General features: G+C 69.7%; 19 protein-coding genes. 8 read left to right on the plus strand and 11 right to left on the minus strand.

All coding sequences use genetic code 11. The features are described from left to right. Positions 1-53 precede the first annotated feature (53 nt). Positions 54-2,156 (plus strand): TonB-dependent receptor, encoded by a 2,103-nt coding sequence (locus G369_RS0115185; RefSeq protein WP_019654860.1) that lies wholly within the window; start codon positions 54-56, stop codon positions 2,154-2,156. Positions 2,157-2,314: 158 nt separating this feature from the next. After that, complete coding sequence (locus G369_RS0115190; protein ID WP_019654861.1) at positions 2,315-3,277, plus strand: AEC family transporter; 963 nt, start codon at positions 2,315-2,317, stop codon at positions 3,275-3,277. A 140-nt stretch (positions 3,278-3,417) separates the two neighbouring features. On the opposite strand, the gene G369_RS0115195 is transcribed toward G369_RS0115190, so the two are convergent. Next, positions 3,418-3,810 carry a hypothetical protein gene (locus G369_RS0115195; protein ID WP_019654862.1) on the minus strand — a complete coding sequence of 131 codons (393 nt, stop codon included), beginning with the start codon at positions 3,808-3,810 and terminating at the stop codon, positions 3,418-3,420. 18 nt (positions 3,811-3,828) lie between these two features. Here G369_RS0115195 and G369_RS0115200 point away from each other — a divergent pair, with 18 nt between their 5' ends. After that, entirely contained in the window at positions 3,829-5,040 is a 1,212-nt protein-coding gene (locus G369_RS0115200; protein WP_019654863.1) for an OmpA family protein, read from the plus strand. Positions 5,041-5,116: 76 nt separating this feature from the next. Here G369_RS0115200 and pdxH read toward each other — a convergent pair whose 3' ends face one another. Further along, complete coding sequence (pdxH, locus tag G369_RS0115205; protein ID WP_020723081.1) at positions 5,117-5,770, minus strand: pyridoxamine 5'-phosphate oxidase; 654 nt, start codon at positions 5,768-5,770, stop codon at positions 5,117-5,119. Positions 5,771-5,799: 29 nt separating this feature from the next. Here pdxH and G369_RS0115210 point away from each other — a divergent pair, with 29 nt between their 5' ends. Continuing rightward, on the plus strand, positions 5,800-6,369 hold the full coding sequence (locus G369_RS0115210) for a nucleotidyltransferase family protein (RefSeq protein ID WP_019654865.1): 570 nt from the start codon (positions 5,800-5,802) through the stop codon (positions 6,367-6,369). A gap of 27 nt (positions 6,370-6,396) precedes the next feature. Here G369_RS0115210 and G369_RS0115215 read toward each other — a convergent pair whose 3' ends face one another. Beyond that, the gene (locus G369_RS0115215; protein WP_019654866.1) at positions 6,397-6,936 is read right to left on the minus strand and encodes a superoxide dismutase family protein; all 540 of its coding nucleotides are present in this window, start codon (positions 6,934-6,936) and stop codon (positions 6,397-6,399) included. Further along, positions 6,933-7,631, minus strand: coding sequence for a gamma-glutamylcyclotransferase (locus tag G369_RS0115220; RefSeq protein WP_019654867.1), 699 nt, complete (start codon positions 7,629-7,631; stop codon positions 6,933-6,935). The genes G369_RS0115215 and G369_RS0115220 overlap by 4 nt, the downstream gene beginning before the upstream one ends. A gap of 135 nt (positions 7,632-7,766) precedes the next feature. On the opposite strand from G369_RS0115220, the gene G369_RS0115225 reads away from it, so the two are divergent. From G369_RS0115225 to G369_RS0115240, 4 genes are all read left to right on the plus strand, one after another. Next, positions 7,767-8,357: an OmpA family protein gene (locus tag G369_RS0115225; RefSeq protein WP_019654868.1), complete on the plus strand. Its 591-nt coding sequence runs from the start codon at positions 7,767-7,769 to the stop codon at positions 8,355-8,357. Between the two features lie 202 nt (positions 8,358-8,559). Then, a complete protein-coding gene (edd, locus tag G369_RS0115230; RefSeq protein ID WP_019654869.1) occupies positions 8,560-10,410 on the plus strand; it encodes a phosphogluconate dehydratase in 1,851 nt (616 codons plus the stop codon). A gap of 53 nt (positions 10,411-10,463) precedes the next feature. After that, entirely contained in the window at positions 10,464-11,099 is a 636-nt protein-coding gene (gene eda / locus G369_RS0115235; protein WP_019654870.1) for a bifunctional 4-hydroxy-2-oxoglutarate aldolase/2-dehydro-3-deoxy-phosphogluconate aldolase, read from the plus strand. An 11-nt stretch (positions 11,100-11,110) separates the two neighbouring features. Next, positions 11,111-11,842 carry a haloacid dehalogenase type II gene (locus G369_RS0115240; RefSeq protein WP_019654871.1) on the plus strand — a complete coding sequence of 244 codons (732 nt, stop codon included), beginning with the start codon at positions 11,111-11,113 and terminating at the stop codon, positions 11,840-11,842. A 26-nt stretch (positions 11,843-11,868) separates the two neighbouring features. On the opposite strand, the gene G369_RS0115245 is transcribed toward G369_RS0115240, so the two are convergent. The 7 genes from G369_RS0115245 to G369_RS0115275 all read right to left on the minus strand — a co-directional run bounded on the left by G369_RS0115245 (position 11,869) and on the right by G369_RS0115275 (position 18,053). Next, positions 11,869-12,423: a DUF1697 domain-containing protein gene (locus G369_RS0115245; protein ID WP_019654872.1), complete on the minus strand. Its 555-nt coding sequence runs from the start codon at positions 12,421-12,423 to the stop codon at positions 11,869-11,871. A gap of 22 nt (positions 12,424-12,445) precedes the next feature. Beyond that, a complete protein-coding gene (gloA, locus tag G369_RS0115250) occupies positions 12,446-12,859 on the minus strand; it encodes a lactoylglutathione lyase (RefSeq protein ID WP_019654873.1) in 414 nt (137 codons plus the stop codon). Between the two features lie 62 nt (positions 12,860-12,921). Continuing rightward, on the minus strand, positions 12,922-13,605 hold the full coding sequence (locus G369_RS0115255; RefSeq protein WP_019654874.1) for a glutathione S-transferase family protein: 684 nt from the start codon (positions 13,603-13,605) through the stop codon (positions 12,922-12,924). A gap of 103 nt (positions 13,606-13,708) precedes the next feature. Next, positions 13,709-14,413 (minus strand): ABC transporter ATP-binding protein, encoded by a 705-nt coding sequence (locus G369_RS0115260; protein ID WP_019654875.1) that lies wholly within the window; start codon positions 14,411-14,413, stop codon positions 13,709-13,711. Further along, positions 14,410-16,092: an ABC transporter permease gene (locus G369_RS0115265; RefSeq protein ID WP_019654876.1), complete on the minus strand. Its 1,683-nt coding sequence runs from the start codon at positions 16,090-16,092 to the stop codon at positions 14,410-14,412. Before G369_RS0115265 ends, G369_RS0115260 begins: the two co-directional genes overlap by 4 nt. 147 nt (positions 16,093-16,239) lie before the next feature. Next, complete coding sequence (locus G369_RS0115270) at positions 16,240-17,301, minus strand: Fe(3+) ABC transporter substrate-binding protein (protein ID WP_019654877.1); 1,062 nt, start codon at positions 17,299-17,301, stop codon at positions 16,240-16,242. 203 nt (positions 17,302-17,504) lie between these two features. Next, positions 17,505-18,053, minus strand: a complete 549-nt coding sequence (locus G369_RS0115275; protein WP_019654878.1) for a PaaI family thioesterase — start codon at positions 18,051-18,053, stop codon at positions 17,505-17,507. Positions 18,054-18,095 lie beyond the last annotated feature (42 nt).

Below are 18,095 nucleotides of genomic sequence, written 5' to 3' on the forward strand. Positions count from 1 at the left end.
GCCTTGCGCGCGGTGGCGGCTGGTCGTTCCTTGATTCACCGAGTGTCCTTTTCATGACCCCCAATTTCCGTCGCAACGCCATCGGCGTTGCCGTTCTTTCGCTCGCCTCCTTTGCAAGCATGGCCCAGGCACAGGATCCCGCGCAGGTCCAGCAGGCCCAACCCGCCGACGCCGCGAGCCTGCGCGAGATCACCGTCACCGGCAATCCGCTGGGCGCCACCGACCTGATCGCGCCCACCACGGCGCTGTCGGGCGACAAGCTGCTGCTGCGTTCCCAATCGACCCTCGGCGAGACGCTGGACAACGTGCCGGGCGTGAGCAGCAGCTACTTCGGCCCCAACGCCAGCCGGCCGATCATCCGCGGCCAGGACGGCGACCGCATCCGTATCCTGCAGAACGGCGGCGCCGCGCCCGACGCCTCCGCGCTCAGCTACGACCATGCCGTGCCCGTCGATGCGCTGGTCACCGAGCGCATCGAGGTGCTGCGCGGCCCCTCGGCGCTGCAGTACGGCGGCAGCGCCGTGGGCGGCGTGGTCAACGTGATCGACAACCGCATTCCCTCCGAGCCCATCAACGGTTTCGGCGGCCGCGCCGACCTGGGCTATTCCACCGGCAACAAGGAGAAGAACGGCGGCGTGGTGCTCGAAGGCGGCAACGACCGCTTCGCGGTGCATGTCGATGCCTTCAACCGCGACTCCAAGGACGTCTCGGTGCCGATCACGCTCGAATGCAGCAAGCCCGGCTCGCCCTGGACGGCGCGCAAGATCTGCAACTCGGCCAACGAGGCCAGCGGCGGCGCGCTCGGCGGCACGCTGTTCTTCGACCAGGGCTACATCGGCGCCTCGGTCAGCAGCTACCGCAGCAAGTACGGCACGGTGGCCGAAGACGACGTGACCATCAACATGAAGTCCGACCGCTACGCGCTCGAAGGCGAGTGGCGGCCGGGCGGCTTCATCAGCAGCATCCACGCCAAGCTCAGCCACACCGACTACCGCCACACCGAGTTCGAGGGCGGCACGCCCGGCACCACCTTCTCGAACATGAGCAACGACCTGCGCATCGAGGCGCGCCACCAGAAGATCGGCAACTTCGAGGGCCTGGTCGGCTTCAGCAGCGAGACCAACCGCTTCGCCGCCGACGGCGAGGAGGCCTTCGCGCCGCACAGCCGCACGCGCTCGAACGCGTTCTTCCTGCACGAGGAATACGGCACTTCGTGGGGCCGCCTGAGCTTCGGCGCGCGCACCGAGCAGGTCCGCATCCGCTCGCTGGGCTATCCGGACGATCCGACGGTCACGCGCTTTGCCATCGGCGAGCGCACCTTCAACCCGCACAGCGCTGCATTCGGTGCGCTGGTCAACCTCGCGCCGCAGTGGCAGCTGACCTCGAACCTCGCCTATACCGAGCGCGCGCCCAAGGACTACGAGCTGCTGGCCAACGGTCCGCACGTGGCGACGGGTGCATGGGAAGTGGGCGATCCGAACCTGAAGAAGGAGAAGTCCACCGGCTTCGACCTGGGCGCGCAATGGAAGTCGGGCCCCAACACCGCCCGCGTCAATGCCTACGTCACGCGCTTTCGCAACTACATCGGCCTGACCGCGACGGGGCGCAGCCTCGACGAGGAGGGCAACGTGGCCGAACCCGGCGCCGCCGACACGCTGGCCGAGTACGTCTACGGCGGCGTGCGCGCGCGCTTCACCGGCATCGAGGCCAACGGCAACCTGCGCCTGCTGGGCTCGGACGGCTTCGCACGCATGGACGATGCGGGCACGCTCGACCTGGAATGGCGCGGCGACATCGTGCGCGCCAAGAACCTCGATACCGGCGAGCCGCTGCCGCGCATCGCGCCGCTGCGCCTTGGGGCCACGCTGGCCTACAACAACGGCCCCTGGGGCGCGCGCTTCGGCTTCGACTACAACGCGGCGCAGCACCGCGTGCCCTCCGTGGGCGCGCGCGAGACGGATGCCTACACGCTGTGGAACGCCGCCATCACCTACCGCATGAAGGTGCAGCGCGCCAACCTCACCTGGTATGCGCGCATGGACAACATCACGAACAAGCTGGCCTACAGCGCGACTTCGATCCTGACGACGACCGTGTATCCGAACGCGCCGCTGCCGGGGCGCACGCTGAAGGTTGGTCTGCGCGTGACGTTCTGACCGGTGTTGTTTCTCCCTCCCCCGCTGTGGGAGGGCAGGGGTGGGGGCAAGCGGCCTTGATGGGAGCCTGGCTTCTGCAAGCGCGCCTGCCCCCGTCCCAACCTTCCCCCAGCGGGGGAAGGAGCAAGACAGCCGCACCCCTCGGCTATCCTCGCCGGGTGAATTCCTTCGTCATCTCCTCGCTCGTGCCCGTGGTCGTGCTGATCGCAGTGGGCTACCTGGCCGGCAAGCGGCGCTGGATCGGTGGCGGCGCGGTGAAGGACCTGTCTCACCTCATCTTCCTGCTGCTCGCGCCAGCGCTGCTGTTCCGCGCGATGAGCACGGTGCACGTCGAGCAACTGAGCCTCAAGCCGGTGGCGGCGTATTTCATCGCCTCCGGCCTGCTGTTCGCGGGCACGCTGGCGCTGCGCGGATTCAACCGCACGGCCGCGGTGATCGCGCTGGCCAACACCTACAGCAACACCGTGATGATCGGCATCGCGCTGATCGGCCTGGCCTACGGCGAGCCGGGCATGGTGGTGCTGCTCACGCTCATATCGCTGCATTCGCTGGTGCTGCTGACCAGCGCCACGGTGGTGCTGGAGCTGGCCGTGGCACGCGAGCAGGCCAGCACGCTCGGGGCGGCGGGCGCGGAGAAGCGCCCCTCCATGGCCCGCACCGTGATGCGCGCGCTGCGCAACGCCATCATCCACCCGGTGCCGCTGCCGATCATCGCGGGCCTGCTGTTCGCCCAGACCGGGCTGGTCATGCCCGAGGCCATCGACAAGCCGATCCAGCTGCTGGGCCAGGCATTCGGGCCGATCGCGCTGGTGATGGTGGGCATCACGCTCGCGCTCACGCCCATCGGGCGGCACTGGCGCGGCGCGCTGGTGCAGGCGCTGGTGAAGAACCTGCTGCATCCGCTGCTGGTGGCCCTCATCGGCTGGCTGCTGGGCGTGCGCGGCATTCCGCTCACGGTGATGGTGGTGGCCGCGGCGCTGCCGATCGGCGCCAACGTGTTCCTGTTCTCGCAGCGCTACCGCACGGCGGAAGACCTGGTGACGGCCAGTGTCGCCGTCTCGACGGTGCTGGCGCTGGCCACGCTCACGCTCGTGATGATGTGCGTGCAGTGGCTGCCCTGAGTCCTTCGGTCTCCTTCCCGTAGCTACCCGCGCACTTTCGCCTTAGGGCCTTCACGCGGCGCGCCTATGCCGTTCGGCAGGGTGGCCGTTTGGCGAGATGCTGCACGGCCTTTGGCCCCCTACATTTGCCGGCTGATGATTCACCTGGTGCGCTCTTCGCCCCTTCTTGCTATGGCGGTGGTCGCGACGGTGATCGCGCTGCAAGGCCGACCCGCGCAGGCAGCGGAGACTGCCGCCGAGGCGCCCAAGCCTTGCCGCACGCCCTGCCTTTCGGCGAGCGTGCCGCGCGAGCCGAGCGAGCCCGCGGCCGCGGCGAAGGCTGACAGGGCGCCGAAGGCCGAGGAGGGGCCGTCGAAGCCGAAGCCGGTGGCGAAGGCACGATCGCAGCCAGCCGCGCCCGTGCCCGTGCCATCGCCGCCGCCGGTGCAGCGCGAGGCCTCGGCGGCCGCAGCGCCGCGGCCCGCGCCTTCGAAGCGCTGCACCGAGATCAACATGCGCGCCGCCGTCGGCGAGCCGCTGTCGGACCAGGACATGAAGACATTGAGGAGCCAATGCTGATGACGACCACCATCCAACGAGTCCGCCTGGCGCTGCGCATGCTCGCGCTGTGCGCCGCCGCCGTGCTCGCCGCGGCCTGCGCGCACCGTCCCGCGACCGGCAACGCCATGCCCTTCGACCAGGCGGTGAACCAGGCGGTGGACGACCTGATGGTGCAGACCCAGAAGCTGCCGGCCTTCCTGGCGAAGGTGGAGTCGACGCTCACGCAGCGCCGCATCGTGATCGACCCGCTGCTCGAGGGCGCGAGCGGCCAGCAGACGGAGGTGACGCGCGTGGCCGAGCAGCGCATCGTCCAGCGCATGCAGGCGCAGTTCAAGCAGTTCACCGTCTCGCCATTCAACGCGACCGAGATCGGCAACGCGCAGTACGTGCTCAACGGCACTCTGGTGCGCGACAAGGACGCCTCGGGTGCACCCTACCGGCTGAACCTCGCGCTCACCGAGATCAAGAGCGGCGTGGTGATCGCGCAGTCGGTGACGCGCATCAGCGACGCCTCGCTCGACACACGCCCCACGCCTTTCTTCCGCGACAGCCCGGTGAACGGCAAGGACCGCGGCGTCGAGGGCTACATCCGCACCGCCGAGACCCAGCCCGGTCAGGCGGCCGATGCCCTGTACCTGGAGCGCCTGCCCACCGCCACCGTGCTGCAGGAAGCCACCGCCGCCTACGAGGCCGGCCGCATGAGCGAGGCGCTGAGCCGCTACGAGGCCGCGTCGAAGCGGCCCGATGGCCAGCAGCTGCGCATCTACAGCGGGCTGTACCTCACTCAGTCGCAGCTCGGCCGCACGGCCGACGCCGAGAAGACCTTCGGCACCATCGCCCGGCTGGGGCTCGAAACCAACAACCTGAGCGTGAAGTTCCTGTTCAAGCCGGGCTCGACCGACTTCCTCGCCGATCCGAAGATCAGCGCCGCCTATCCGATGTGGTTGCGCCAGATCGCGCGGCAGGCGGCGCAGATCGATTCATGCGTGGTGGTCACGGGCCACACCAGCCGCACCGGCTCGGAAGCGGTGAACGAGCGGCTGTCACTGCAGCGCGCGGCGAGCGTGAAGTCGAAGCTGGTGGGCGAGGCGCCGCCGCTGTCGAAGAAGCTGCGCGAATCGGGCATGGGCTTTCGCGAGAACATCGTCGGCACGGGCGCCGACGATGCGAGCGACGCGCTGGACCGGCGCGTCGAGTTCAAGGTCGTCGCTTGCGAGGCTTGATTCGGTCTCAGCTTGCGGGCAACACCTGCGGCCCGGCGAAGCCGGTTCCACAGTGTTCCTTGAATGATTGGTGGGATCAGGGAGCGAGGCGTTCGCGTACCCAGTTCGCGCCTTCGAGCCTGTAGCGCAGCCGGTCGTGCAGCCGGCTCTTGCGGCCCTGCCAGAACTCCCAGCGGTCGGGCACCAGCCGGTAGCCGCCCCAGTGCGGCGGGCGCGGCGGGGAGAGCAGGTGCTTGGCGGCGTAGAGGGCCGCGTTCTTCACCAGCACGTCGCGGCCGCTGATCACCTCGCTCTGCGGGCTGGCCCAGGCGCCGATGCGCGAGTCGAGCGGGCGGCTCGCGTAGTAGGCGTCGCTTTCCTCGGCGCCGGCCTTCTCGACGCGGCCCTCGATGCGCACCACGCGCTCCAGCTCGACCCAGTGGAACTGCAGCGACGCATACGGATTGCCCGCCAGCTCGCGGCCCTTGCGGCTCTCGTAGTTGGTGTACCAGACGATGCCGCGCGCGTCGTAGCCCTTGATGAGCACGATGCGGCTCGAAGGCCGCAGGTCGCTGCCGACGGTGCACAGCGTCATCGCGTTGGGTTCGGGCACCTGGCCCTCGACGGCCTCCGTGAGCCAGCGTTCGAACTGTTTCAGCGGATCGTCGGCGCTGCGGGTCTCGTCGAGCTCGGCGCGCTCGTAGCTCTTGCGCAGCGCGGCCAGCTCGTCTTTGGAAAGAGGAGAAGTCATGCCGGGATTGTTGCGCACATACTCGGCCCATGACGACGCAGAAGGCGAATTCCCTGGTGGTGATCGTGCTGGCTTCCGGCCGCGGCGAGCGTTTCATCGCGGGCGGCGGCACCGGCTCCAAGCTCAGGGCGCTGCTGGCCGGCAGGCCGGTGCTGGAACGCACGCTCGACGCGGTGCGCGCCAGCGGACTGCCCTGGCACGTGGAAGACGCGGGGCATCCCGGCATGGGCGATTCGATCGCGGCCGCCGTTCGCGCCACTGCGCAAGCGCAGGGGTGGCTGATCCTGCCGGGCGACCTGCCGCTGGTTCGGCCGGGCACGCTTCAGGCCGTGGCGGCCGCGCTCGGAGGTGCGGTGAATGCCGTCCAGCCGCAATACCAGGGTGAGCGCGGCCACCCGGTGGGCTTCGCCGCGGTATGCGGCGCCCAGCTGGCGGCTCTGGAGGGACCCGCCGGCGCGGCCTCCGTGCTGCGGGCGATGCGCGCCGCCGGCTCGGTCGCCGATCTGGCGGTGGACGACGTGGGCGTGGTCACCGACATCGACACGCCCGAGGCCCTGGCGCGGGCCGAGGCGCTGTGGCTGACGCGCGAAGGCGCCTAGCCCTTCTTCGTCTTTCCTGTCGCCCGATCAGGGCTTGCCGATCACCGCGCAGGCGATGCGCGGGCCGGAGTTGCCCGAGGGCTGGGTCGTGAAGTCGTCGGGATCGCGGTGCACCACCAGCGCACGGCCGATCACGCTGTTGGCGGCGCCGGGGGTGAGCGAGATCGAATGGTCTTCGAGGCTGAAGCGCGCCACGCCGCTGGAATCGGCCCGCAGGCTGGGCAGTTCGCCGGCATGGCTGCCCGGCGCGCCGAACTTGCCGTGCGTGCCGCCGGTCGGGTTGAAATGGCCGCCCGAGGCATTGCCGTTGTCGCCGCAGTCGCCCTTCTCGTGGATGTGGAAGCCGTGCTCGCTGCCCGGCACCAGGCCGCGCACCTCGCCGGCCACGCGCACGCCGTGATCAAGGGCGGTGAAGGTCACCGTGCCGCGCGTCGGGTTGGGCGTGATCGCGGCGGTCGGCACCAGCTCGACCGCGGTGCTGGGCTTGCCACCCATGCTGCCGCAGGCGGCCAGGATGGCCGAGGCGAGGAGGGCGGAGCCGGTGGCGATGAGACGGCGTTGGTTCATGTGTTTTCCTTGTCGGGTCTGGAAGGTTGGGAGGAAGTCTTGTCCGCTGACCCCGGAACATATACCGGAGCCTGCGGCGTATCGCAATCAGCGGCGTTCTCCGGGGGAGGCGGCTCTTTCAGCTCCGCCAGCGCCACAAGGCGGGCCAGCGCGGCGTCGTGGATCGAGTGGCGCCGCAGTTCCATCAGGGTCTGCTGGGCATAGTCGAGCGAGCTGCCGTAGCGGCCGACCGCGTGGGCGAAGATGTGGCGGTAGCGCTCGTCGCTGAGCTCGCCGGTGAAGTTGGGGCTGCGACGCGAAAGCGTGAACGCCAGCGCGCGCACGTCGCCTTCGGCGGTGCCGCAGCGCAGCCACCTGGGGTCGTACACGCCGGTGGGCATCTCGCGCAGCCAGAGCCGGCGCAGGGTTTCGAGGCCGTCCGCCCTGGGCACGCGGAACACCATGCCGCGGCAGCTGCCCCCGGAGAGCAGCCCGAAGACCAGCCCGGGCGTCTGCACGCTGCCCCGGTTCACGCGGCTCCACATCTTCAGCGCGCGGTGCCAGCCATGCACCCAGGCCGGACGGCGCTCGGTGAAGCCGAATTCGGGCCGCCAGATGAGCGAGCCGTAGCCGAAGAGCCAGAGGTCGTCGCGCCCGCCCCAGTCGGCGATGGCGCGCTCCAGCATCGGCTGCGGGTCGCGCAGGGGCGCGGGCATGGGATCGAGCCCCGGCGGACCGGGGTTCGGCGCCGGCTCTGACACGGAAGTGCCGGAGCCGCCACCTACAATTTCCTGATCATGGTTCACCGCACCATTATTTACCGGCCCCTTTCCTATGGAGCAAGACCCCCGATGAGCGACGACGACAGCCAGCAGAACTTCATCCTCGGATTCGTCATGGCGTTGATCGCTTTGGTGATCCTGTTCGTGGTGGGCATCGTGATCTGGCACAAGGGACACAACCCCGCGGCGGCGGCAGCGGCTGCAGCGGCCGCCGCGCAGGCTTCGGCGGCACCGCCGGTCGCGGTGATCGTGCCGGCCCAGCAGGGCAATGGCACCGCGACGCCCAAGGTGGCCGAGGTCACCGAGACCGTCACCGTGGTCATCCCCGACGGCGCGAGCATCCGAGTGACCGACGGCGTGGTGAACTTCTATTTCGCCACCGGCAGCGCCGACCTCGCACCGGGCGCCGCCGAGGCCCTGGCTACCGTCATCAAGGGCGTGGAGAGCGGCCGCAAGGCGGTGATCTCGGGCTTCCACGACACCACCGGCGATGCCGCCATCAACGAGCAGCTCGCGAAGAAGCGTGCCGAGATGGTGCGCGACGTGCTCGTGGGCCTGGGCGTCCCGGCCGCCAAGGTCGACCTGCAGAAGCCCGCCGTCACGGCCGGCACGGGCAACAACGCCGAGGCGCGCCGCGTCGAGGTCAAGCTGGTCGACTGAGCGGGCGATCGAGCCTCTGCGCCCAGAAGAGGAAGCCCGGCCATGCCGGGCTTTTTCATGCGCGCTGGCCGGTGGAGGGCAAATAGGTAAATTCGTATTGCCATGCGCCCGGATTTCATCGGGCATTGGGGCCTGACTTGTTACCATGAGCCACCAGGCCCGAAGTCGCCCGGGCGACAGCGGCCAGAGCCATCGACTCCCCATGAGCAGCAGCACCCACCCCACCGTACGCGACGTCACCGACCGCATCCGCGAGCGCAGCCAGGGGCTGCGCGGCGCCTACCTCGACCGCCTGGCCGAGATCCGCGGGCGCGACCGCGGCTCCGACCGCATGGGCTGCGCCAACGTGGCGCACGCCGTTGCCGGCATTCCGGCCAACGACAAGTTCCGCGTGGTCGCCGAGCGCGCGCCCAACATCGGCATCGTCACCGCCTACAACGACATGCTCTCGGCCCATGCGCCGTACCAGGGCTACCCCGACATCATCAAGAACGAGGCCCGCGGCCTCGGCGCCACCGCCCAGGTGGCCGGCGGCGTGCCGGCCATGTGCGACGGCGTGACCCAGGGCACGCCCGGCATGGAGCTGAGCCTCTTCAGCCGCGACGTCATCGCGATGAGCACCGCCGTCGCGCTCACGCACGACATGTTCGACGCGGCGCTCATGCTCGGCGTGTGCGACAAGATCGTGCCCGGGCTGCTGATCGGCGCGCTGCACTTCGGCCACCTGCCCACGGTGTTCGTGCCGGCCGGGCCGATGCCCTCGGGGCTTTCGAACAGCGCCAAGTCGAAGGTGCGCGAGCAGGCGGCGCAGGGCCTCGTCGGCCGCCAGGGCCTGCTCGAGGCCGAGATGGCCGCCTACCACACGCTCGGCACCTGCACCTTCTACGGCACCGCCAACAGCAACCAGATGCTGCTGGAGGCCATGGGCCTGCACGTGCCCGGCACGGCCTTCATCCAGCCCGGCGACGCGATGCGCGAGACGCTCACCCGGGAAGCCGTGCGCACGGTGCTGGGCAAGGCGGGAAATGCGCCCTTCGACTGCCCCCCGATCGGCGTGATGGTCGACGAGCGCTGCATCGTCAACGCCATGGTCGCGCTGCTCGCCACGGGCGGTTCCACCAACCACCTGATCCACTGGGTGGCCGTGGCGCGCGCCGCCGGCATCCTGATCGACTGGGACGACTTCTCGAAACTTTCCGACGTGGTGCCGTTGCTGACCCGCGTCTACCCCAACGGCAGCGCCGACGTGAACGAGTTCCAGGCCGCGGGCGGCCCCGGCTTCGTGATCGGCGAGCTGGTCGAGGCCGGCCTGATGCACGCCGACGTGCTGACGGTGCGCTCGGGCGGCATCCGCGAATTCGCGAACATTCCGTCGCTGGCGCAGCAGGCCGGCGAGCAAGGCAGCCAGCGCCTGCAATGGACTCCCGCCGCGCCGCTGAAGAACGAGGCCGTCACCCGGTCGGTCGACAACCCTTTTAGCGCCACAGGCGGTCTCAAGCTGCTGAGTGGCAACCTTGGCCGCAGCGTGATCAAGGTGTCGTCGGTGCCCGACGACCGCCACGTCATCGAGGCGCCTGCGCGCGTGTTCGACTCGCAGGCCGCGCTGCAGAAGGCCTTCACCGCCGGCGAGCTTGAGCGCGACGTGGTCTGCGTGGTGCGCTGGCAGGGTCCGCAGGCCAACGGCATGCCCGAGCTGCACAAGCTCACGCCGCCGCTGTCGGTGCTGCAGGGCAAGGGATTCCGCGTGGCGCTGGTCACCGACGGCCGCATGAGCGGCGCGTCGGGCAAGATCCCGGCCGCGATCCACGTTTCGCCGGAGGCCGCCGCCGGCGGGCCGCTGGCCAAGGTGCGCGACGGCGACCTGATCCGCCTCGACGCCGTCGCGGGTACGCTCGCCGTGTTGCTGCCCGAGGACGAATGGGCCGCCCGCGAGGTCGCCACCATGTCCGAGGCGCAGCGCATCGCCGACGGCCACGGCCTGGGCCGCGAGCTGTTCGCAGGCATGCGCCGCAATGCACTGGCCGCCGAGGAGGGCGCCTGCACCTGGCTGTGACCAGGGCTGTCCTCACAGAGCGCGATGCATACGTAACCGATTGGAGCCAGGAAATGACTGAAAGACTCACCCCCCTCGACGTGATGCGCGACGCACCGGTCATCCCGGTCATCGTGCTCAACGATGTGAAAGACGCCATCCCGCTCGCGCGCGCCCTGGTGGCCGGCGGCATCCGCATGCTCGAGGTCACGCTGCGCACGCCGCAGGCGCTGCAGTGCATCGAGGCCATCGCCAAGGACGTGCCCGAGGCCGTGGCCGGCGCCGGCACCATCCGCAGCGCGGCCGACGCACAGGCCGCGGCGCTGGCCGGCGCGAAGTTCGGCGTGAGCCCGGGCTACACGCGCTCCGTCGGCAAGGCCTGCCACGACATCGGCCTGCCGCTGCTGCCCGGCGTCGCCACCGGCAGCGAGATCATGACGGCGCAGGAAGACGGCTACACGCAGCTGAAGTTCTTCCCCGCGCTGCAGGCAGGCGGCCTGCCGATGCTCAAGGCATGGCAGGGCCCGTTCGGCGACGTCACCTTCTGCCCGACCGGCGGCATCCATGCCGGCAACGCGGCAGAGTTCCTCGCGCTGTCGAACGTGGCCTGCGTGGGCGGCTCGTGGATCGTGCCGACCGACGCGATCCGCGACGGCGACTGGGCCCGCATCGAGCAGCTGGCACGCGCCGCGAGCCAGCTGCCGCGCTGAGCGTCGTCGCCATGAGCAGCGCGGATTTCGACGCGAGCGATCTCAAGGTCATCGCATTCGACGTCTTCGGCACGGTGGTCGACTGGCACAGCGGCATCGCCGCCGAGGTCGAGCGCGTGTTCCCGGGCGTTGACGGCGCGGCATTCGCGCTCGCGTGGCGCGCCGGCTACCAGCCGGCCATGAAGGCGGTGATGGAACGCATCGCCGCGGGCGAGGGCGGCTTCACGCTGCTCGACGAGCTGCACCTGAGCATGCTCGACCAGGTGCTGCACGACTTCAGCCTGGCCGATCGCATCGAGGCTGGCGCCAGGCGCGACCTGAGCCGTGCCTGGCACCGCCTGCCGGCCTGGCCCGATTCGGTCGAGGGACTCTCGCGGCTGAAGAAGAAGTTCACCATCTGCACGCTGTCGAACGGCAACATCGGCCTGCTCACCGAGATGGCCAAGCGTGCGGGCCTGCCCTGGGACTGCATCCTGTCGGCCGAAGTGTTCAAGGCCTACAAGCCCGACCCGCGCACCTACCTTGGCGTGGCGGGCGTGTTCGACGCGACGCCCGGCCAGGTGATGCTGGCCGCCGCACACCACGACGACCTCGCGGCCGCGCGCGCCTGCGGCCTGAAGACGGCCTACATCGAGCGCCCGCACGAATTCGGCCAGGCCCGGCCGAAGGACGTCTCGCCGCAGCCGGACAACAACCTGCACGTGCGCGACATCAACCAGCTGGCCGACCTGCTGGGCTGCTGAGCTGCCGAGGGCCCTGCAGCGGCTGCTCAGTCGCCCAGCAGCTTCTCCACCGTGCGCAGGTTGCGCGTCGTGGTGCTCGACTTGTAGCGGGTCTTCGCGAGCAGCTTGGCCACGGGCGTGTCCAGGCTCTCGCCGCGCGGGCATTGCCAGTACAGCACGCCCTTGCCGCGTTCGAGCCGCTCGGTATCGGCATCGACCGTGCCGGCCTTTTCCATGATCTCGTCGAGCATCGCCTTGTCGGAGCCGAACACGATGTACGGATGGCGCTCATCGTCGATGCGTTCGAAGGGGTAGGCCGCGGCGATCTCGGCCACGGTCTTCTGCGTGAGCAGCACGATCCATGCGTCGTAGCCGAAGCGCTTGCGCAGCGCCTGCTCGATGCGGCTGCGCAGCGCGGCGCCGCTCTCATCCGTGTCGAACAGTACGTTGCCACTGGCGAGCACCGTGCGCACCGCAGCGAAGCCCAGTTCGACGAAGAGCGCCTTCAGTTCGGCGCTCTTGATGGTGATGCCGTTGACGTTCACGCCGCGCAGCAGCGCGACGTGGCGCGTTGTCGCGGGCTGCTTCTTCGCGGTTGCCATGGCGGCGTAGGCCCCGGGGCCTTCAGCGCAGGCCGCCGCCTGCGGCGTTCTCGTCGCGCTGGATGAGTTCGATCTTGTAACCGTCAGGGTCGGTGACGAAGGCGATCACGGTGGTGCCGCCCTTGACCGGGCCGGCCTCGCGCGTCACGTTGCCGCCGGCGGCCTTGATCTTCTCGCAGGCCGCGTAGGCGTCGGGCACGCCGAGCGCGATGTGGCCGTAGGCGGTGCCGAGTTCGTAGCTCTCGGTGCCCCAGTTGTAGGTGAGCTCGATCTCGGCCTGGTCGGGGTTGCCGTTGCCGTAGCCGATGAAGGCGAGGCTGTACTTGTACTCGGGGTTTTCGGAAGTGCGCAGCAGGTTCATGCCGAGCACCTTCGTGTAGAAGTCGATGGAGCGCTGCAGGTTGCCGACGCGCAGCATGGTGTGGAGGAGTCGCATCTCGTGGTGCCTTGTAGTCGTGGAGAGGTAAGCCCGCTATTGTGGGCCTGCGGGCGCCGCGATCAAGCGGCCAGGGTCAACAGGTGGGCCTGGTGGCGTTTCAGGAACTCCATCAGGTGCTGCGGGTACTCGGGCACCACCGCCTCGCGCACGCTGGGGCGCACGGCCAGCGCCTTGCGCCACGCATCCACCTTGGGCAGGGCATCGAAGATGTGCGAGTCGCTGATCGCATCGAACACCTCGAAGTAGCGGAACACGGGCGCGAAGACCGCGTCGACGAGGCTGAAGCTGCCGCCCGCGAAGTAAGGGCCTTCGCCCAGGGCCGCTTCCACGCGCTGGAACTTGGCGGATAGCGCCTGCCGCTTCTGCTCGAAGACGGCTGCGTCCTGCGTGGTCTCGTAGCCCCACAGGTCGCCGAGGATGGCCGACCCGAACTCCATCCATGCGCGGTGCTGGGCGCGGGTGAGCGCGTCTTCGGGATGCAGGCGAGCGCCGGGCTGCGTTTCCTCGAGGTATTCGCAGATCACGTTGCTCTCGAAGAGCACGGCCTCGCCGCCCTCGGACCGGCGCACCTTCAGCAGCGGAACCTTGCCAAGCGGCGAGATGTCGAGGAACCATTGCGGCTTGTTCGCGAGGTCGATCACGACGCGCTCGAAGGGCACGTTCTTCTCGCGCAGCGCGATCGCGGCGCGCTGCACGTAGGGGCACAGCAGGTGGCTGACGAGGGTGAGGGATGGCTGGGTCATGGGGCTCTCCGTTTGCTGGATCGGTTGTGTCTGGATCGCGGCGATTCTTGCGATCCCGAACAACCTTTTCCCGGAAAGCCCATTCGAAAAACGGGCGGCTGTGCTAGGGGTGTGTCAGGGGGGCCGCGGTTGCCGTGTCGATCCAGTGCGTGATGCGCCCGCCGTGCATCACGCCGATGCGGTCCGCCATCGCGTGGGCCTCGGCCTCGTTGTGCGTCACGAGGATGGCCGTCTGACCCGCCCGCTTCAGGATGCCGCGCACTTCCACGGTCAGCCGCTCGCGCGTGCCGCCGTCGAGGTTGGAGAAGGGCTCGTCGAGCAGCAGCAGGGCGGGCGATGGCGCGAGCGCACGGGCCAGTGCGATGCGCTGCTGCTGGCCGCCGGAGAGCTCGTGCGGATAGCGCTCGCCGGCATCCGCAAGGCCGACCAGCGAGAGCATCTCGGCCACGCGCGACTGCTGCTGCGCGCGACCCAGCCGGCGCAGCCCGAAGGCCACGTTCCGCGCGGCCGAGAGGTGAGGGAACAGCGCGTATTCCTGGAACATCATGCCCACGCGCCGCTGCTCGGGCGGCAGGTGCGTTTGCACGGACGACAGCAGCACGTCACCGAGGCGGATCGTGCCCGCGCGCAGCGGCTCGAAGCCCGCGATGGCGCGCAGCACCGTCGTCTTGCCGCATCCGGAAGGGCCGAAGAGGCAGGCGATGTCGCCCGCGTGCAGTGCCAGCGAGAAGCCGTCGACGACCGTGTGCGGGCCGCGCGGCGTGTCGTAGGCCAGCCTGATCGCGTCGAGGTGGAGTGGGGAGCTCATTTCAGTGTCTTCTCTGCAGCCATGGTCGCCGAAGGCGTGCCCAGCTGGTTGCGCGCGAGGAGCACCACGGGCAGCAGGCCTGCGAGCACGATGGCGAGCGCGGCGACCGCGCCTTCCTCGTAGGTGCCTCGCGCGGCCTCGGCATAGAGCCAGGTGGCCAGGGTGTCGAAGTTGGCGGGCCGCAGCAGCAGCGTGGCCGGCAGCTCCTTCATCGCATCGACGAAGACCAGCAGCGCCGCGGAGGCCAGGGCGGGGCGAAGCAGCGGCAGGTGCACGCGGCGCAGCGTGCCGGCGGTGGTCTCGCCGAGCAGGCGCGAGGCCTGTTCGATGGCGGGCGGAATGCGCGAGAGGCCGGCTTCGATGCCGCCGACCGGCATGGCGAGAAAGCGGATCGCGCAGGCCACGACCAGCACCACGCCGCAGCTCATGAGCGGCAGGCCCTGCCAGCCGAAGGCCGTGGCCAGCGCCGAATCGAAGGCCAGCGCCGGCGTGAGCAGGCCGATGGCCAGCACCGTGCCCGGCACCGCGTAGCCCAGCGTTGCCGCGCGCGCCTGCCAGCGGCCGCGCGCGGACCGCGAGCCCTGGCTGCGCGCTGCCCAGGCGACGACCAGGCCGGCCGCCACCGCGACCGCCGTGACTCCCGCGGCCAGCGCCAGCGTGTTGCCCAGGCTCGCGACCAGCCCCTGCGAGATGCCGCCGCCCTGGCGCAGACGCTTGGCGCTTTCCCAGACGAGGTACGCAGCAGGTGCCACGAAGCCGATCAGCACCGGCAGCGATGCGGCGGCCGTTGCGGCCCATGCAGCCGCGCCATGCAGCCGCCGCGCCTGCACCGCGCGCATGCGCTGCGACGAGCCGAAGCGCTGGTGCCGCCGGCCGTTGCGCTCCAGCCAGACGAGCGCGATCACCACGAACAGCATCGCGCAGGCGATCTGAGCGGCGCCCGCGAGGTCGGAGCGCGTGATCCATGTCGTGTAGACCGCGACCGTCAGCGTGTTCACGCCGAGGAATTCGGAAGCGCCGATGTCGTTGAGCGTCTCCAGCAGCGCGAGGCTCAGGCCTACGGCCAGCGCAGGCCGCGCCAGCGGCAGCGCCACGCGGAAGAAGGCGCCGCGCCGGCTTTCGCCAAGCATGCGAGCGGCCTCCATGAGGTGCGCGGGCTGCGTCATGAACATCGCGCGCGCCGTCATGTAGACGTATGGGTAGAGCACGAAGCCGAGCACGAAGATCGCGCCGGGCATCGAGCGCAGGTCCGGCAGGCGGAACTGCCGCGGGCCGTCGAAGCCCAGCATCCAGCGGATCGCACCCTGCACCGGGCCGATCGGATGAAGCAGGTCGAGGTACGCGAAGGCGACGATGTAGGTCGGCATCGCCAGCGGAAGCAGCAGCGCCCAGTGCAGCATGCCGCGCCCGGGGAAGTCGTGCGCCGTCACCAGCCATGCGCAGCCTGTGCCGATCACCAGCACCAGCGTGCCGACGCCCGCGAGCAGCACGGCGGTATTGAGCGTGGCCTGCGGCAGCACGTTGGCGAACAGCGGCCCCCAGTGGCCCAGGCCCGAGCCGAAGGCCAGCCACGCCAGCGTGAGCACCGGCGCGAGCACGCCGATGGCGATCAGGAAAGACGCGCAGCGCCAGGCCGGGCCTGCGGCTTGCAGGCCCGCGTACCGACCGCCTATGTTCATGCGAAGCAAAAGATGCCTGTGCGCGCGCGCTCTGGTTCTTGCGAGGAACACCGTGGAACCGGCTTTGCCGGCCCACCGGTGCTGCCCCCGGACGGGGGATGGCGCAGGCGACGCTCAGTGCGCTGCAGCCATGGGGGCGAACCACGCCTACTGGTCGAAGCCGACCTTGTCGACCAGGGCGCTGGCCTGCTTGCGGTACTTGGCGATCTCGGTCAGCGGCAGCGGATCGACCTTCAGCTCGCCGATGGTCTGGCCGATGATCGGGTCGAGGGCCACGCCCTTGCGCACCGGGTACTCGTAGTTGGCCTGCGCGTACAGGGCCTGGGCCGGCTCAGACACCAGGAACTCGAGCAGCTTGACCGCGTTGGCGCGCTGCGGCGCGTTCTTCGCCACGGCCGCGCCGCTGATGTTGACGTGCGTGCCGCCGCTCTTGGCATTGGCGAAGGTCGGGCGCACCACCTTGATGGCGTCGCCCCACTTGCGCGCGTCGGTGCCTTCCTTGGCGCTCTTCATCTGGCCGACGTAGTACGAGTTGGCCAGGCCCACGTCGCAGATGCCGCCCAGGATGTCGCGCGCCACGTCGCGGTCGCCGCCGGTGGCCTTGCGCGCGAGGTTGGCCTTCACGCCGCGCAGCCACTGCTCGGCCTTGGCTTCGCCGTCGTGCGCGATCAGCGCGGCCACCAGCGCGGTGTTGTAGGGATGCTGGCCTGCGCGGATGCAGACCTTGCCCTTGTACTTGGGGTTGGCCAGGTCTTCGTAGCGGAAGCTGGTGAGCGGCAGGCTCTTGTCGGCGTAGAGCACGCGCGCGCGCATCGAGAGCGAGAACCACTGGCCGTCGGCACCGCGCAGGTTGGCCGGAATGGCCGATTCGAGCGCGGCCGATTTCACCGGCTGCGTCACGCCGCCGTCGACCAGGTCCATCAGGTTGCCGATGTCCACCGTCATCAGCACGTCGGCGGGCGAGCGAGCGCCTTCGGCCTTGACGCGCTCGAGCAGGCCGTCCTTCACGAAGACGGTGTTGACCTTGATGTTGCTCTGCGCGCTGAAGGCGGCGATGAGCGGCTGGATCAGCGCCGGCTCTCGCGTCGTGTAGAGCGTGAGTTCTTCGGCGGCCTGGGCGGGCAGGGCGGTTGCGGCCAGCCAGGCTGCGCCTGCGCCAAGCAGTGCGCGCGCGGCGCGGCCTCGGACGCGCGGGCGTTGTTCGGTCATGAGGATCCTCCAGGAGCGGGTGTTCTAGAAAGCTCCGGCGCCGGCGGCGGATGGTGGGCCGCCGGCATCGCGTGTTGCGACGGCCGGATGAGAATAATTATCACTGGCCGCCTGGATCGCGACGCCTTTGGACTTACAGGTTGAAGGCCTACTGTGGATCGACGAGCCCGAAGCGGTCCTCCTTGGCCCGCTGGCCTCGTGGTTCAACGCGCCGGCGGCACCTCGAAGACCAAGCAGGTGGTCGTGGCGTGTGCGTACAGCGTGCCGTCGGGGCCGTAGAGGCGGGCCTCGGCGGTGGCCAGCTGCTTGCCGCAGTGGATCACCTTGCCTTCGGCGCGCACCCGCTGCACCTTGGGCGTGAGGCCCTTCACGTAGTTCACGCCCAGTTCGGCGGTGGTGTAGGCGCGCCCGGGCGGCATCATCGTGTGCACCGAGCAGCCCAGGGCGGAGTCGAGCAGCGTGGCGACCCAGCCGCCGTGGATGGTGCCCAGCGGGTTCAGGTGCTGCGGCAGCGGCGTGCCCTGGAAGATGGCAACGCCCGCGCGCACTTCGAGGATCGTGAAGTCCAGCGTCTTGGCGATGGCGGCGTAGGGAATCTCTCCGTCGAGCATCGCCTGCATGATCTCCAGGCCGGTCTTGCCGGCGATCTGCTCGGGGCGGGCGAGGCCCGGGCCCGGACCCCCTTCCAGGCGGCTGATGATCTTCTGTTCCTCGGCGATCCATGCGTCGAGCTGGCTGGTGGCTTGTGTCATGCCTGTGTTCCTTCTGGGGGCATTGTTCCGGGATGGTGATTG

This window comes from Variovorax atrisoli 110B, from assembly GCF_000382045.1.
In the GTDB taxonomy this organism is placed as follows: domain Bacteria; phylum Pseudomonadota; class Gammaproteobacteria; order Burkholderiales; family Burkholderiaceae_C; genus Variovorax; species Variovorax atrisoli.